This window comes from Ovoidimarina sediminis (genome assembly GCF_032586175.1).
Classification (GTDB): Bacteria; Pseudomonadota; Alphaproteobacteria; order Rhodobacterales; family Rhodobacteraceae; genus Ovoidimarina; species Ovoidimarina sediminis.
The window spans coordinates 61,815-75,907 of record NZ_JAWHTE010000019.1 but is presented as its reverse complement, the minus strand read 5'-3'; the positions used below and the strand labels follow the sequence as shown (position 1 = coordinate 75,907).

General features: G+C 60.3%; 14 protein-coding genes. 9 read left to right on the top strand and 5 right to left on the bottom strand.

Annotated features, from left to right (window positions below; translation table 11 throughout):
- Window positions 1-12: 12 nt before the first annotated feature.
- From RXV90_RS19045 to RXV90_RS19035, 3 genes are all read right to left on the bottom strand, one after another.
- Window positions 13-1,536 carry a tripartite tricarboxylate transporter permease gene (locus RXV90_RS19045; protein WP_316650672.1) on the bottom strand — a complete coding sequence of 508 codons (1,524 nt, stop codon included), beginning with the start codon at window positions 1,534-1,536 and terminating at the stop codon, window positions 13-15.
- A gap of 1 nt (window position 1,537) precedes the next feature.
- Window positions 1,538-2,029, bottom strand: coding sequence for a tripartite tricarboxylate transporter TctB family protein (locus RXV90_RS19040; RefSeq protein ID WP_316650670.1), 492 nt, complete (start codon window positions 2,027-2,029; stop codon window positions 1,538-1,540).
- 79 nt (window positions 2,030-2,108) lie between these two features.
- Window positions 2,109-3,095, bottom strand: a complete 987-nt coding sequence (locus RXV90_RS19035) for a tripartite tricarboxylate transporter substrate binding protein (RefSeq protein ID WP_316650668.1) — start codon at window positions 3,093-3,095, stop codon at window positions 2,109-2,111.
- A gap of 248 nt (window positions 3,096-3,343) precedes the next feature.
- Here RXV90_RS19035 and RXV90_RS19030 point away from each other — a divergent pair, with 248 nt between their 5' ends.
- The 7 genes from RXV90_RS19030 (at window position 3,344) to RXV90_RS19000 (ending at window position 10,848) form a co-directional block, all read left to right on the top strand.
- The gene (locus RXV90_RS19030; RefSeq protein ID WP_316650701.1) at window positions 3,344-4,369 is read left to right on the top strand and encodes a LacI family DNA-binding transcriptional regulator; all 1,026 of its coding nucleotides are present in this window, start codon (window positions 3,344-3,346) and stop codon (window positions 4,367-4,369) included.
- Between the two features lie 92 nt (window positions 4,370-4,461).
- Window positions 4,462-5,763, top strand: coding sequence for an ABC transporter substrate-binding protein (locus RXV90_RS19025; RefSeq protein ID WP_316650666.1), 1,302 nt, complete (start codon window positions 4,462-4,464; stop codon window positions 5,761-5,763).
- Window positions 5,764-5,874: 111 nt separating this feature from the next.
- The gene (locus RXV90_RS19020) at window positions 5,875-6,753 is read left to right on the top strand and encodes a carbohydrate ABC transporter permease (RefSeq protein WP_316650664.1); all 879 of its coding nucleotides are present in this window, start codon (window positions 5,875-5,877) and stop codon (window positions 6,751-6,753) included.
- Window positions 6,754-6,764: 11 nt separating this feature from the next.
- On the top strand, window positions 6,765-7,595 hold the full coding sequence (locus RXV90_RS19015) for a carbohydrate ABC transporter permease (protein WP_316650662.1): 831 nt from the start codon (window positions 6,765-6,767) through the stop codon (window positions 7,593-7,595).
- 12 nt (window positions 7,596-7,607) lie between these two features.
- The gene (locus RXV90_RS19010; protein ID WP_316650658.1) at window positions 7,608-8,606 is read left to right on the top strand and encodes an ABC transporter ATP-binding protein; all 999 of its coding nucleotides are present in this window, start codon (window positions 7,608-7,610) and stop codon (window positions 8,604-8,606) included.
- Window positions 8,606-9,379: an L-iditol 2-dehydrogenase gene (locus RXV90_RS19005; protein ID WP_316650657.1), complete on the top strand. Its 774-nt coding sequence runs from the start codon at window positions 8,606-8,608 to the stop codon at window positions 9,377-9,379. The genes RXV90_RS19010 and RXV90_RS19005 overlap by 1 nt, the downstream gene beginning before the upstream one ends.
- Window positions 9,367-10,848, top strand: a complete 1,482-nt coding sequence (locus RXV90_RS19000; protein ID WP_316650655.1) for a mannitol dehydrogenase family protein — start codon at window positions 9,367-9,369, stop codon at window positions 10,846-10,848. Before RXV90_RS19005 ends, RXV90_RS19000 begins: the two co-directional genes overlap by 13 nt.
- A gap of 13 nt (window positions 10,849-10,861) precedes the next feature.
- On the opposite strand, the gene RXV90_RS18995 is transcribed toward RXV90_RS19000, so the two are convergent.
- Together RXV90_RS18995 and RXV90_RS18990 are read right to left on the bottom strand one after the other, a co-directional pair.
- Window positions 10,862-11,638 (bottom strand): helix-turn-helix transcriptional regulator, encoded by a 777-nt coding sequence (locus tag RXV90_RS18995; RefSeq protein WP_316650653.1) that lies wholly within the window; start codon window positions 11,636-11,638, stop codon window positions 10,862-10,864.
- Window positions 11,639-11,752: 114 nt separating this feature from the next.
- Window positions 11,753-11,881 (bottom strand): hypothetical protein, encoded by a 129-nt coding sequence (locus RXV90_RS18990; RefSeq protein ID WP_316650651.1) that lies wholly within the window; start codon window positions 11,879-11,881, stop codon window positions 11,753-11,755.
- On the opposite strand from RXV90_RS18990, the gene RXV90_RS18985 reads away from it, so the two are divergent.
- Complete coding sequence (locus RXV90_RS18985) at window positions 11,864-12,883, top strand: ABC transporter ATP-binding protein (RefSeq protein WP_316650648.1); 1,020 nt, start codon at window positions 11,864-11,866, stop codon at window positions 12,881-12,883. The two genes, RXV90_RS18990 and RXV90_RS18985, sit on opposite strands and share 18 nt — an antisense overlap.
- Window positions 12,884-12,924: 41 nt before the next feature.
- Window positions 12,925-14,082 carry an ABC transporter substrate-binding protein gene (locus RXV90_RS18980; protein ID WP_316650646.1) on the top strand — a complete coding sequence of 386 codons (1,158 nt, stop codon included), beginning with the start codon at window positions 12,925-12,927 and terminating at the stop codon, window positions 14,080-14,082.
- Window positions 14,083-14,093: the final 11 nt, after the last annotated feature.

Here is a 14,093-nt window from a genome sequence, read left to right as displayed (position 1 = left end):
GGCGCCCTGTCCTCAATCCCCGTCAGCCACGCCTTCGGCCCGCGCCCGTGCGCGCCGCTGCCGGTAGCTCGGCAAAACGATGAGGATCAGCGCCAGCACCAGCAGCCCCAGCGTCATCGGGCGTTCCCACACAAAGCTCACCCCATCGTAAAGCTGCATCGCACGTGAGAAGTTGTTCTCCAAAAGCGGCCCGAGGATGAAGCCAATCAGAAGCGGTGCGAGCGGATAATCCGCAAATCGCAGAAGCGTCGCACATACCCCGAAACCAACGAGAAGCAAGAGTTCGGTCGCGTTATTCTGCCCAATATAGGCGCCCATTAAGGTGAAAAATAAGATGAAAGGAATCAAGAAGTTGCGTGGAACTGCGAGCACTTTCGCGATGTAGGGAATAAGCGGCAGATTCAGGATCAGAAGCACGAGATTACCAAGATACATCGAAATGATGACGGCCCAGAAGATCTCGGGCTCGTCCACCATAAGGCGCGGCCCCGGGCTGACGTTCAGAGCGATCAACGCGCCAAGCAGGATTGCCGTTGTACCAGAGCCGGGAATGCCGAGCGTCAGGAGCGGAACGAAGGAGCCGGTGCAGGCGGCGTTATTCGCGCTCTCTGGCGCTGCGATCCCCTTGATCGAGCCCTTGCCGAACTCTTCCTGCTCTTCCTTCGAGGCGATGTTGCGCTCCACCGCGTAGCCGAGGAAAGACGCGATCGTCGCGCCCGCGCCAGGCAGAACGCCGATGAAGAAACCCTGAAGCGATTGCCGTCCTATCACCGGCGCAATTCGCCGCGCCTCGTCTCGATTGATTCTGAGATCCTTGATTTTGCCACCATCTTCGCCGTCACCAGTCTTCGATCGCTTCGGATCGAGCACGAGGTAGATCGCCTCGGGCAGAGCGAACATCGCCATCGCGAGCGTGATGAAGCCGAAGCCCGACTGAAGATCCATGATACCCATGGTGAAGCGCGGAGCGTTGAACAGAACGCCCTCGCCCACGGTCGCCATGATAAGACCCAGGAAAGTCATCAAGAGCGCCTTGCTGACCTGCCCGGTGCCGGCAAAAGCGGCAATGGCCGACAACCCGACGACCATCAGGGCGAAATATTCAGAGGAATGGAACAGGAGCGCCACCGAGGCGAGAGCGGGCGCAAAGATCATCAGAAGAACCGCCCCGATCGTTCCACCCGCGAAGGAAGCGATGGCAGCCACAGTTAGCGCCTTGCCCGCCTTGCCTTGCCGCGCCAGCGGGTAGCCGTCGAAACTTGTGGCCACGGTCGAGGCTACACCGGGCGCATTGATCAGGATCGACGAGGTCGACCCCCCGAAGACCGCTCCGTAGTACACCCCTGCCAGCAGGATCAGCGCGGCGGAGGGATCGCCGATCGTGATTGCCACCGGGATCATGATCGCAATGATCGACATCGGGCCAAGCCCCGGCAGCATCCCGATGAAGGTGCCGATAAGACAGCCGCCGATCACCATGAGGATATTTGTGATCGAGAAGGCCGTTGCGAGGCCTGTCATCAGCCCTTCAAGCATATCAGCCCCCGTTCATGAAGCTTGGCAGGGGGTTCAGGAAGATGCCCAGAACCGCATCTACCAGCCACCAGACGCCGCTCGCTGCAGCGGCGGCGACCACGGCCATCAATACGAAGCGCCGCTCTCCCAGAATGAAGCTGCCGATAAAGAGAAACAGGAAAGTCGACCCGACGAAACCGAGCGGTCGCAGCAAGAATGCGTAGGCGATCATGAGAACCAGAAGGAACAGCGCCTGTCCCACCTTGTATTCGTGAAGCCGCGACAGATTGATGTCGGTGGCATCCTTCTTTTCTGGTGCTTTCTCCAGCCCCAGGATGATCGCGAGCGACAGAAGAACTCCGCCGACGGCCAGAACCTTCGGGAAGCTCGAGGGCCAGATCGGGCTGCGCCTCATGATGGGCGGCAGAAGATCGTCCATCGTGAAATAGGCGGCATATCCATAGGCCAGGCAGATCAGCAGGATGATCATCGCCAGCCAGCGGTCGAGCGCCATCGTTCCCTCCCCTCGGTCTCTTCTTGTAAAGCGCCCGGGGGCCAGCCCCGGGCGCGATATCACTTCAGGAACCGAAACGTCAGAGGAAGCCGAGCTTCCGCATCAGATCACCAATCACCTTTTCCTGATTTTCCAGGAAGGCGCGGAATTCCTCGCCCGAGTTGTGGATGTTGACCCAGCCATTGCGCGAGCGGACCTCTTCCCACTCCGGCGTGTCATACATTTTTGCGATCGCATCCTGATAGGCCACCAGTTGTTCTTCCGGCAGATCCGGGGCAGCGAAGAACCCACGCCAGTTGACGAAGGTCGTGTTGTTGCCCTGCTCCACCATGGTCGGCGCATCGGGATAGGCCGGCACGCGCTCGTCCGCCGTCACACCGATTATCCGCACCTCTCCGGCCTTCGCAAGTTCGACCGCTTCCGAGAAGCCGGTGGAAATCGCCTGAACCTCGCCCGACAGAAGCCCGGCCATCGACTCGCCGCCGGCGTCGTAGGGCACGTATTTCAAGGCGATGGGATCGGCGCCGGCAGCCTCGAATACCATCGCGGCCACGAGGTGATCCATGCCACCCGGCACAGAGCCACCGCCGACGGCGACGGAGCCGGGATCGGCGTTGAACGCGGCGATTAGCCCGTTCAGATCCTGGATCTCACTATTCGCTGGAACGACGAGCGCTGCATAATCCCCGATCGTACCCGCCACCAGCGTCAGATCACGGAAGCTTTGCGGGAAGACACCGGTCAGCGAGCGGATCACGATCGGCGTCGAATTCACCATCAGCGTTCCGTGGCTCGAGGCCGAGTTTTCGATGAGGTAGCCGATGGCCTTGCCGCCGCCACCACCCGACATGTTCTCGTAGGACGCCGTGCCCACAAGGCCCGATTTCGTCAACGCCTCCCCGGTGCCACGTGCAGTGCCGTCCCAACCGCCTCCGGCGCCGCCGGGGATAAGAAAATGGATGCTGTCGACAACCTGGTGGCCGCCAGCCAGAGCGGGGCTTCCTAGTGAAAGCGCCGCAACAGCCGCGGCTGCGAGCGCCCGGCGTGTCAAAGTGAATTGTGCCATGTCTTCCTCCCGTAGTTGGCATCGGTTGCCTGTGAACGGGGCAACCATTCTCAGACGTTGACCGTCTTGATGCCGATAGATTGGTATCCTGAGGCAAGAATGTACACAGCGGAATGCCGCGTGCGTCGCCCGGATTGCCCCATTTCTTGCCCCCAGACCCAAGCATCTGTTTTCCACACCTCTGCGCTTGACCGCTCCAAGAATGATTTCTTACAAAAGATTTGCGCGCGGAAAGATTTTGTAGGTCTATGTCAAGAATCAAGAATATGGAGGAGTTCGCTTCGGTTTGCGGCGTCTCGCGCCCAACGATCTCCAAGTACTTCAACGACCCTGCGAGCGTGCGCGCCTCGATCAGGGAAAGGATCGAAGAGGCGCTCGACGAGCACGGATTCCGACCGAACATCTACGCAATCAACCAGAACCGGCGACTGACTAAGATCGTCGGAATCGTCGTGCCCTACCTCGCCGATCCCTTCTTCGCGGAAATTGCCCGGGTAATCGAACAGCGCTGCGTTGCAGCCGGGTTTTCACCAAGCCTGTTCAGCTCCCACGGCGACCCCGACCTTGAGGTCGAAATACTCGAGAGCCTACGCTCGCTCCGCCCAGCAGGTGTTCTTCTTGCTCCGTTGGGCCGCGCTTCCAGAAAGGCCGAGCTCGAGCGCTTCTGCAAGGATGTTCCGACGGTTGTCTTCGACAGCAATGTCGAGGGCCTCGGCGAGGCATTCGTCGGCTCGGACAATGCCAGCTTCGTGTCGCAAACCGTTGACTATCTTGCACGGTCTGGCGAAGCGCCAACCTTCTTCGAGATGCGCAACCCTGCAAACCCCAACGCCAACAAACGCCGCAACGCCTATCTCGCGAAAATGGAGGAGCTTGGACTCACTCCCCGAGTCGTCAAGGCCGAAGGTACCGGCTGGGGGTTCGAGGAGATCGGCCGTGAAGGCGGCCTCAACCTCCTTGCCGGGGATACGCTCGAAACCGACACAATCCTTTGCAGCAATGATCGGCTCGCGATCGGCTTTCTGGCTGCCTGCTATGAACGCGGAGTAAAGGTCGGGCGCGGCGCCGACTGCGATCTGAGAGTGGCCTCGATGGACGATCATCCCTTCTCGCGGTTCACCTGCCCGTCGTTGACCACAGCAGCGCACGACTACGACGCGGTTTCGCGCAACGCGACCGAAACCCTGAAGAACCTGATCGACGCGGGCGGGCGCTTCGACCATCGCGACCAGACCCTGCACCCGGCGCGGCTGGTCATGCGGCAATCCGCATAGTGAAAATTTACGCGCGTTAAAAATCCGATTGACGCGCGGCAACGATTTCTTTTATCTGTCTTTAGGTAATCCAGAGATTAGGGAGGATTCGGATGCACCTGAGAACCGCACTTTGTGCGGCGTCGGCACTCGCGCTCATGGCAGGGGTCGCTCACGCACAATCCATCACGATCGCCACGGTAAACAATGGCGATATGATCCGTATGCAGGGATATACGGACAACTTCACCGAAAAGACCGGCATCGAAGTCGAGTGGGTTACGCTCGAAGAAAACGTGCTGCGTCAGCGAGTCACCACTGACATCACGACGAACGGCGGCCAATTCGACATCATGACGATCGGCATGTACGAAACGCCGATCTGGGGTGCGAACGGCTGGCTGGTGCCGCTCAACGATCTGTCGGCCGAGTATGATGTCGACGATCTTCTGCCGGCGATGCGCGCGGGCTTGAGCCATGAGGGCACGCTCTACGCAGCCCCGTTCTACGGTGAAAGTTCCATGGTCATGTACCGTACCGACCTCATGGAAAAGGCAGGGCTTGAAATGCCTGCCGCACCGACTTGGGAATTCATTCGCGAAGCCGCAGCGGCGATGGACGATCCCGAAAACGACATCAATGGCATCTGCCTTCGCGGCAAGGCTGGTTGGGGTGAAGGCGGCGCCTTCATCACAGTCACCGCCAACTCGTTCGGCGCTCGCTGGTTCGACGAAGACTGGAACGCCCAGTTCGACCAGCCCGAGTGGAAAGAGGCTCTGAACTTCTTCGTAAACTTGATGAATGATTATGGCCCGCAGGGCTATGCCACCAACGGGTTCAATGAAAACCTGTCGCTGTTCCAGCAGGGCAAGTGCGGCATGTGGATCGACGCCACCGTGGCTGCATCCTTCGTGACTAACCCGAACGACTCGACGGTGGCCGATCACGTTGGCTTCGCGCTCGCTCCCGATACCGGGCTGGGCAAGCGGTCCAACTGGCTCTGGGCTTGGGCGCTCGCCATCCCGGCAGGCACCCAGCAGGCTGACGCGGCAAAGCAATTCATCGAGTGGGCAACATCGAAGGAATACATCGAACTCGTCGCGGAGAACGAAGGTTGGGCCAACGTTCCGCCGGGCGCTCGGACCTCGCTTTACGAGAACGCCGATTATCAGGAAGTGCCTTTCGCACAAATGACGCTCGATTCGATCAATGCCGCCGATCCGACGTCCCCGACGGTCAAGCCCGTGCCCTACGTGGGAATCCAGTTCGTCGCCATCCCCGAATTCGCCGGGATTGCGACCGAGGTCAGCCAGGAATTCTCGGCTGTCTACGCGGGGCAGCAGTCGGTCGACGAAGCGCTTGAGAAGGCGCAGGCCCTCACGAACGACGCGATGGAAGCGGCGGGTTACCGCTAACTCCCTCCCGGGGTCGGGGAGCGGCACCGTCCGCTCCCCGGTTCTGGATTATCGATTGAATTTGTCAATTTCGCACGGGCGGCAGTCAGCCGCTAACGGGGGAGATGCGTCATGGCCACCAAGCATTCACGATCCGCAGCACGCCTGATGATGGCACCCGCAGTGGTCCTGCTCCTCGGCTGGATGCTGGTGCCCCTGATCATGACGCTGTACTTCTCGTTCAAGAAGTACCTGCCGCTAAGAGGCGACTCGCTCGAAAGAGGCCTCGACTGGGTAGGATTCGAAAACTACGCTCGCTTCCTCAGCTCCAGCTCCTTTTGGCCAAGCGTTCAGGCGACGCTGGTGATCGTCGGTGGGGTGCTCGTCATCACGGTCATCCTCGGAATCTTCCTTGCGATGCTGCTTGATCAGCCCATGTGGGGCCAGGGGATTGTCCGCATCCTCGTGATCGCGCCCTTCTTCGTTATGCCCACGGTCTCTGCCCTGGTGTGGAAGAACATGTTCATGGATCCGGTGAACGGCCTTCTCGCCCATCTCTGGCGCTTTTTCGGGGCTGAACCGATCGTGTGGCTTTCGGACGCCTCGGTACAATCGATCATTCTGATCGTTTCGTGGCAGTGGCTGCCCTTCGCGACGCTTATTCTTCTGACCGCGATCCAGTCGCTCGACAGCGAACAGCTCGAAGCCGCGGAGATGGACGGTGCAAATCCGGTTGCCCGCTTCATGTACATCATCCTTCCGCACCTGGGCCGGGCGATCACCATCGTGATCCTGATCCAGACGATCTTCCTTCTGTCGATCTTCGCTGAGATTTTCGTCACCACTGGCGGCTCCTTCGGCACCCGAACGCTGACCTACTTGATCTTCCAGCGCGTCATCGACAGCCAGAACATCGGGCTCGGCTCCGCAGGCGGCGTCTACGCCATCATCCTCGCCAATATCGTTGCGATCTTCCTGATGCGCATCGTCGGCAAGAACCTCGATCGCTAGGAGGCACAGACATGGCACGTGCAGCTACCACACGCCGCAAGGTCATCACCACCGCCGCCGCCTGGGCGATTGGGCTTCTGATCTTCTTCCCGATTTATTGGACGATCCTGACAAGCTTTAAGACGGAAGCGCAGGCGATCAACGACCCGCCGCTCTTCTTCAACTTCGACTGGACGCTCGAGAACTACGCGGTCGTGCAGGAGCGTTCCGACTACATGCGCTTTCTGTGGAACTCCGTCATTCTCGCCGGTGGTTCCACTTTGATCGGCATCCTTGTCGCGATACCCGCCGCCTGGTCCATGGCGTTCGTCCCGTCGAAGCGCACCAAGGACATCCTACTGTGGATGCTGTCGACCAAGATGCTGCCGGCGGTCGGCGTGCTCTATCCGATCTCGCTGCTTTTCGTGCAGTTCAACCTGCTCGACACGCGGGGCGGCCTGATTGTGGTGCTGATGCTGATCAACCTGCCGATCATCGTCTGGATGCTTTACACTTACTTCAAGGAAATCCCGGTCGATATCCTTGAAGCAGCCCGGATGGACGGGGCGAGCCTGCGCGAGGAAATCCTCTACGTACTGACGCCGATGGCGATCCCCGGCATTGCCTCGACCATCCTGCTCAACTTCATCCTCGCCTGGAACGAAGCCTTCTGGACCCTCAATCTCACGGCGGCGAATGCAGGCCCTCTGACCGCCTTCATCGCCAGCTATTCGAGCCCTGAGGGCCTGTTCTTCGCGAAACTCAGCGCGGCCTCGACTATGGCCATCGCCCCAATCCTCATCCTCGGCTGGTTTAGCCAGAAGCAACTCGTGCGCGGCCTCACCTTCGGCGCGGTCAAGTAAGGAACCGAACATATGGGACAGATCACGCTTGAAAACGTCACGAAAAGCTTTGGCGATGTGGAGGTCATCCCTCCCCTCGACCTGACCATCGAAGACGGCGAGTTCGCGGTCTTCGTGGGCCCCTCGGGCTGCGGGAAGTCAACGCTTCTGCGGCTTATCGCTGGGCTTGAAGACATCACATCGGGCACCATCAAGATCGACGGCAAGGATGCTACGAACATTCCGCCAGCCAAGCGTGGCCTTGCAATGGTGTTCCAATCCTACGCGCTCTACCCGCATATGAGCGTCCGCAAGAACATCGCCTTCCCGCTTCGGATGGCAGGCGTTCCCGAGGACGAGCAAAAGCGCCGGATCGATCAGGCGGCGGCCGCGCTGAACCTCACCGACTACCTCGACCGCCGGCCAGGCCAGCTGTCCGGGGGTCAGCGGCAGCGCGTTGCCATCGGTCGCGCCATCGTGCGCGAACCGGCGGCGTTCCTCTTCGACGAACCTTTGTCGAACCTTGACGCGGCCCTGCGGGTGGGCATGCGGCTCGAGATCAGCGAACTGCACAAGCGCCTCGCCACGACAATGATCTACGTTACACACGACCAGGTCGAAGCGATGACCATGGCCGACAAGATCGTCGTGCTGCGGGCTGGTAATATTGAGCAGGTTGGCTCGCCACTCGAACTTTACCACACTCCCCGGAACCTGTTCGTCGCCGGCTTCATCGGTTCGCCCAAGATGAACTTTGTCGAAGGAGAGGAAGCGCGCAAGCACAACGCCGCCACCATCGGCATCCGGCCTGAGCATATCGAGGTCACTTCCGAAGGCCCATGGACGGGGCGCGTGGGCGTGGCCGAGCATCTTGGCTCCGACACCTTCTTCCATATCCACGACACCGGGCTGGCCGAGACGCTGACCGTTCGTGCCCCGGGCGAGATTAACCTCAAGCATGGCGACACTATCCACCTCACGCCGCGCGAGGATCTGATCCACCGGTTCGACGACAAGGGGCTGCGTATCTGATGAGGCGTCTCGACGGCAAGGTTGCGCTGATCACAGGCGCTGCGCGGGGGATCGGCCGCGTCTTTGCCGAAGCCTACGTGCGCGAGGGAGCGCGCGTCGCGATCGCCGACATCGACATCGCGCGCGCGCGCGAGACAGCCGACGAGATCGGCGAGGCGGCCATTGCTGTTGCAATGGATGTCACCCGGCAAGACAGTATCGATGCCGCCGTCGACGCAACTGTTGGCACCTTCGGTGGCATCGATATCCTGATCAACAACGCCGCCCTGTTCACCGCCGCCCCTATCGTCGAGATCGACCGCGAGGATTATGCCCGCGTCTTCGACATCAACGTCGCGGGCACGCTCTTTACCTTGCAGGCGGTTGCACGCCACATGATTGCGCGCGGCAAAGGCGGCAAGATCATCAACATGGCCAGCCAGGCCGGGCGGCGCGGCGAGCCCCTCGTCGCGGTCTATTGCGCGACTAAAGCCGCCGTCATCAGCCTCACTCAGTCGGCCGGGCTGAACTTGATCGAGCATGGCATCAACGTGAACGCCATCGCCCCCGGTGTCGTCGACGGCGAACATTGGGACGGCGTAGATGCATTCTTCGCGAAATACGAAGGCAAGGCCCCCGGGCAGAAGAAGAAAGAGGTGGGCGCGGCGGTGCCCTTCGGGCGCATGGGCACCGCCGAAGACCTGACCGGCATTGCGATCTTCCTCGCAAGCTCCGAAGCAGACTACATCGTGTCCCAGTGCTACAACGTGGATGGCGGCCAATGGATGAGCTGATCCCGCTTTCCGATGATACCCTCGGCAGCCTGCCGGAGGGCATAGCTGTTCCGACCTACGACCGTTCGGCTCTTTCGCCCGGCATCGTTCATATCGGGCTCGGCAACTTTCACCGGGCGCATCAGGCCTGGTATCTACACCGGCTGATGATGCTGGGGCAGGATCACGACTGGGCCATTGTAGGCGCCGGCGTACGACCGGCGGACGCGGCCCAGCGCGAACGCCTTCTGGCGCAGGATTGCCTGACTACGCTGATCGAACTCGCACCGGGCGCCAGTTCCGCCGAAGTGACCGGTGCGATGATTGGCTTCCTCCCAATTGAACCGGCCAACGGCGCCCTTATCGAGCAGATATGCGATCCTGCTATCCGCATCGTCTCGATGACGGTAACGGAGGGCGGCTATTTCATGGCTCCCGACGGAAGTTTCGACGCGGCGCACTCTGATATCCGGCACGACGCAGAGCATCCCGATACCCCGAAAACCGCGTTCGGCGCGATCGTTGCAGCTCTCGCCCGGCGGCGCGCTGCCGGAACCGGGCCCGTGACACTTCTTTCTTGCGACAACCTGCAAGGAAATGGTGCGATCTTCCGGCAGGCTGTTCTGGGACTCACACGCCTCTCGAACCCCGATCTCGCCGACTGGATCGAGAAAAACTGCACGTTCCCCAACTCGATGGTCGATTGCATCGTGCCTGCAACCGGGCCGAAGGAGCTATCGCTTGCGAAGAGTTTCGGCGTCCTGGACCATGCGCCCGTCACACACGAAAACTTCCGCCAGTGGGTGGTGGAAGATAACTTTTGTGCAGGTCGCCCCTTGCTCGAAAAGGTCGGCGTCACGTTCACCGACCATGTCCACGACTACGAACGCATGAAGCTTCGCATTCTAAACGCAGGGCACCAGCTTCTCGCCAATCCGGGCGAACTTTTGTCGGTTGGCACAATCTCCGGCTGCATGGAAGATCCAGACATCCGCGCGTATTTCGGAAAGGTCCAGCGTGACGAAATCGTGCCCCAGGTCAGTGCCGTGCCGGACATGACGCCGGAAGGCTACCTTGCCCTCATCGAACGACGGTTCTCAAACCCCGCAATCGTCGACACCACGCGTCGAGTGGCTTTCGACGGCTCGTCCCGACACACGGGCTTTCTTCATCCGATGATCCGCGAACGGCTCACCACCGGAGAGCGCATTGCCGGACTTGCGCTGGCCGAGGCGCTCTGGGCCCGGATGTGCGAGGGCACGCGCGAGGACGGTTCGGTAATCGAGCCGAACGATCCAAGCTGGGCCGATCTGTCGACAGCCGCTGCAGCGGCCGCTGACGATCCATCCGCGTGGCTGACCCAAAGAGGTGTCTACGGCGACTGGGCGCAGGACGCGCGTTTCGCCTCTGCCTTTGGCGAATGGCTCGACCGAATCCGACGCAATGGCGTGCGCGCCACTTTGCGCAACTATCTTGAATGCGGCGGCTAACACTTGCGTTCGGTCACGCCGTGCCGATGGTGTTCAGGAAGACCGAGAACAACTCTCCCTGCGAGTTGATCCGGAGTTTCGAATAGACGTTCCGCCGATGGATGCGGACTGTCCCGGGCGAGATCTCAAGAAGCCGCCCAATCGCCTCTGAAGAATGCCCGCGCAATGTCAGTTCTACGACCTCGCTTTCGCGCGGGGTCAGTACCCCGTCGCCGATTGTGCGGAATGCATCTGAAACTTTCTCGGTCAGGATCTTCGAGGCATCCGAGCGCGCGCCGTTCTTGCCGGTTGACCAGTGCCGGCGGCAGAGCGCATCCACGATAGGCTGGATCTCGGTCAGAACCCTGAATTCGGCCTTGCTGAACTTGCGCTCCGTCCGCATTAGCGAGACGACGATGGAAAGCTCTGCATTCACGTCGATCAGAAAGCCCACCTCCTCGGCAAGACCTGTCTGGGCATAATAACTCCGGAAGTATTCCCCCTGATAGAACCGATCGGGCGCAATATCCCTCAGCCGCCAGATGCCCGACGGCGTGTCTCCGGTGCTTGCCAGAAAGAACGGATCGATCAGGTAGGGCCCTTCCAGGTACTCATCGACGTGAAGCTTTCGGCGTTCCGGCGTAAAATCGTCGTAGAGCGCCAGCGGGCGCTTCGTTCCCACATACCCGAACACCACCATGAATTCGTAGGGCACGATACTTCGTATCCCCGCGGCCAGCGTCTCTGGGAAAGCCGGACTGCCAAGCGCGTCAAGGCAGCGCGCGGATTGCTGATTCCAGTCTGTCGGCATCGGGACCGCCTACAATTTCAGCGAAATCTATTACAAATTGCATATTTACACAATTGCTCAATCTGCAGGAAGTTGGGCGTATCGTGTTATAGACGTCAACAGCTATCGATCTCGTCAGGCAAACCATTGCTGGATCACAAAACGCCAACGGATGACGCCGGCCCGCTCATCGCAGAATTGCGAGGCGTCTCGAAACGGTTTGGCGATCTGGTCGCCGTCAAGGGCATGGATCTCCGCATCCAAGCTGGCGAATTTCTCTCGTTCCTCGGACCATCGGGGTGCGGGAAAACCACTGCGCTCAGGATGCTCGCAGGGTTCGAAACCCCAAGCGATGGGCGAGTACTGATCGGAGGCGAGGATGTCTCGGGGCTCGAACCCTACCGCCGCCCGGTCAACATGGTGTTCCAGAGTTACGCTCTATTCCCACACATGACGGTGTCACAGAACATCGCCTACGGCCTTGACCAGCGGCGCCCGAAGCTTCCGAAGACCGAGATAGCGAGCAAGGTGCAAAAGGTGCTTGAAACAGTCCGCCTGTCGGATTTCGGCACTCGCCGGATCTGGGAAATGTCCGGGGGACAGCAACAGCGTGTCGCCCTCGCCCGCGCCATCGTAAACGAGCCGAAACTACTTCTCTTGGACGAACCGCTTGCCGCTCTCGACCGCAAACTCCGTAAGGAAATGCAGATCGAACTTCAGGATATTCAGCGCCAGCTTGGGATCACCTTCATTCTCGTCACCCACGATCAGGAAGAGGCGCTGTCATTGTCTGACCGGATCTGTGTCATGCGGGCGGGCGAGATCATCCAGGTCGGCAGCCCGCAGGATCTCTATGATCGGCCCAGAACGCGCTATGTGGCGGATTTCGTTGGCACTTCGAACTTCTTCGAGGGAACCGTTTCCGCCAGCTCGGACGGCGCATCATCGATCACCCTCGGCGACGGCAAAACCTATGTCAGCGCGCTCGGAACAGAGGTCGTCCATGGCGAAGCCGGTTGCCTCAGCATTCGCCCCGAACAGATCCGGCTCAGCCGCGCCGAGGTGACCGACGGCCTCGCCGTCACCGTTCAGAACCGCATCTTCCTTGGCGAGCACACCGAATACGTCGTTCGTCACGATCGACTTGGAACCATCACCGCCCTTGCACCGCGCCAGACGGATGCAGGGCTTTCCACCCTCGGGAAAGGTGACGCGGCTTGGGTTCACTGGACCCCAGACGCCGCTCTGATCCTGAGGCCGGACTGAAGGCCAAAGAGCAGCACATATCCAACTGGGAGACTGAGGACATGAAAGACAAGTCATACATCTCGAAGCGGAAATTCATGGAGGAGCTTCGGCGCTACGAAAAAGGCTCGGTCACGCGCCGCCACTTCCTCGGCGTCACCGGCCTCGGCACCGCGACCGCGGTCATGGCAGGAGCTATGCCAGGCATCCGTCCCTCACGCGCACTGGCCGACAGCCATATCGGTGACCGTGTCGTTCTCGCAACCTGGCCCAACTACCACGATCCCGAGAACTTCGAGATCTTCACGGATCAGACCGGCGCCTTCACCCAGGTGAACGTATTCGGCTCGAACGAAGAGATGCTGGCCAAACTCCAGGCTGGCGGCAGCGGCTGGGACGTCTATGTCCCGACGAACTACACGATCACGACGTATGTCGAGGAAGATCTTATTGAACCTCTCGATCTTTCGAAGCTGCCGAACTACGACCCCAGCGCCTTCGACGCGCGCTTCTCCGATGCCGGGATTGTCGACGGCGTCGTTTACGCCGTACCGAAGAACTGGGGCACCACCGGCATGGCGATCAACACATCGCACAATGGCGGAAACCCCTTCGACAGCTGGAAGGAATTCTTCGACCGGACGATGGATGACTTCTCAGGCCGGACAATGGTGCACGACTACCAGCTGACCACGATCGGTGCGGCGCTGAACTACCACGGCTACTCCTTCAACTCGATCGACGAGGCGGAACTGGCCGATGCCGAGAAACTGCTCATCGACGTGAAGCCGCATCTCTTCGCGATCACCTCGGATTATCAGCCCGCGATGCGTTCGGGCGACGCCTGGCTGACAATCTGTTGGACAGGCGACGGAAAACAGCTCAACACAGATATCCCAGAGATCCAGTACGCGCTTGGAAAAGAAGGTGGCGAACTCTGGAGCGACTACTACGCAATTCCGAAGGGCGCTCCTCACATGGAAGCGGCCTATGCGCTAATCAACTTCATGCTCGACCCGGAAGTGAACGCTCGCGAGGTTCTGGCCCATGGCTACCCGGTAGCAGATAGCCGCACAAACGCGCTTTTGCCGGAAGAGATTCTGAACGATCCGATCCTCTATCCGGCGGCGGAAAAGCTCGACGCCCTCGAATTTGGTGCGGCAGCCACGCTGACAGATCCGAACCGCGCCGAACTTCTGGCGCGCTTCAAGTCGGCTTGATCGGGCGGGCG

Bases quoted from the DNA above. Each gene is read 5' to 3' on its own strand.
- RXV90_RS19045 (WP_316650672.1), bottom strand. From the start codon at position 1,536: ATGCTTGAAGGGCTGATGACAGGCCTCGCAACGGCCTTCTCGATCACA.
- RXV90_RS19040 (WP_316650670.1), bottom strand. From the start codon at position 2,029: ATGGCGCTCGACCGCTGGCTGGCGATGATCATCCTGCTGATCTGCCTG.
- RXV90_RS19035 (WP_316650668.1), bottom strand. From the start codon at position 3,095: ATGGCACAATTCACTTTGACACGCCGGGCGCTCGCAGCCGCGGCTGTT.
- RXV90_RS19030 (WP_316650701.1), top strand. From the start codon at position 3,344: ATGTCAAGAATCAAGAATATGGAGGAGTTCGCTTCGGTTTGCGGCGTC.
- RXV90_RS19025 (WP_316650666.1), top strand. From the start codon at position 4,462: ATGCACCTGAGAACCGCACTTTGTGCGGCGTCGGCACTCGCGCTCATG.
- RXV90_RS19020 (WP_316650664.1), top strand. From the start codon at position 5,875: ATGGCCACCAAGCATTCACGATCCGCAGCACGCCTGATGATGGCACCC.
- RXV90_RS19015 (WP_316650662.1), top strand. From the start codon at position 6,765: ATGGCACGTGCAGCTACCACACGCCGCAAGGTCATCACCACCGCCGCC.
- RXV90_RS19010 (WP_316650658.1), top strand. From the start codon at position 7,608: ATGGGACAGATCACGCTTGAAAACGTCACGAAAAGCTTTGGCGATGTG.
- RXV90_RS19005 (WP_316650657.1), top strand. From the start codon at position 8,606: ATGAGGCGTCTCGACGGCAAGGTTGCGCTGATCACAGGCGCTGCGCGG.
- RXV90_RS19000 (WP_316650655.1), top strand. From the start codon at position 9,367: ATGGATGAGCTGATCCCGCTTTCCGATGATACCCTCGGCAGCCTGCCG.
- RXV90_RS18995 (WP_316650653.1), bottom strand. From the start codon at position 11,638: ATGCCGACAGACTGGAATCAGCAATCCGCGCGCTGCCTTGACGCGCTT.
- RXV90_RS18985 (WP_316650648.1), top strand. From the start codon at position 11,864: ATGGATCTCCGCATCCAAGCTGGCGAATTTCTCTCGTTCCTCGGACCA.
- RXV90_RS18980 (WP_316650646.1), top strand. From the start codon at position 12,925: ATGAAAGACAAGTCATACATCTCGAAGCGGAAATTCATGGAGGAGCTT.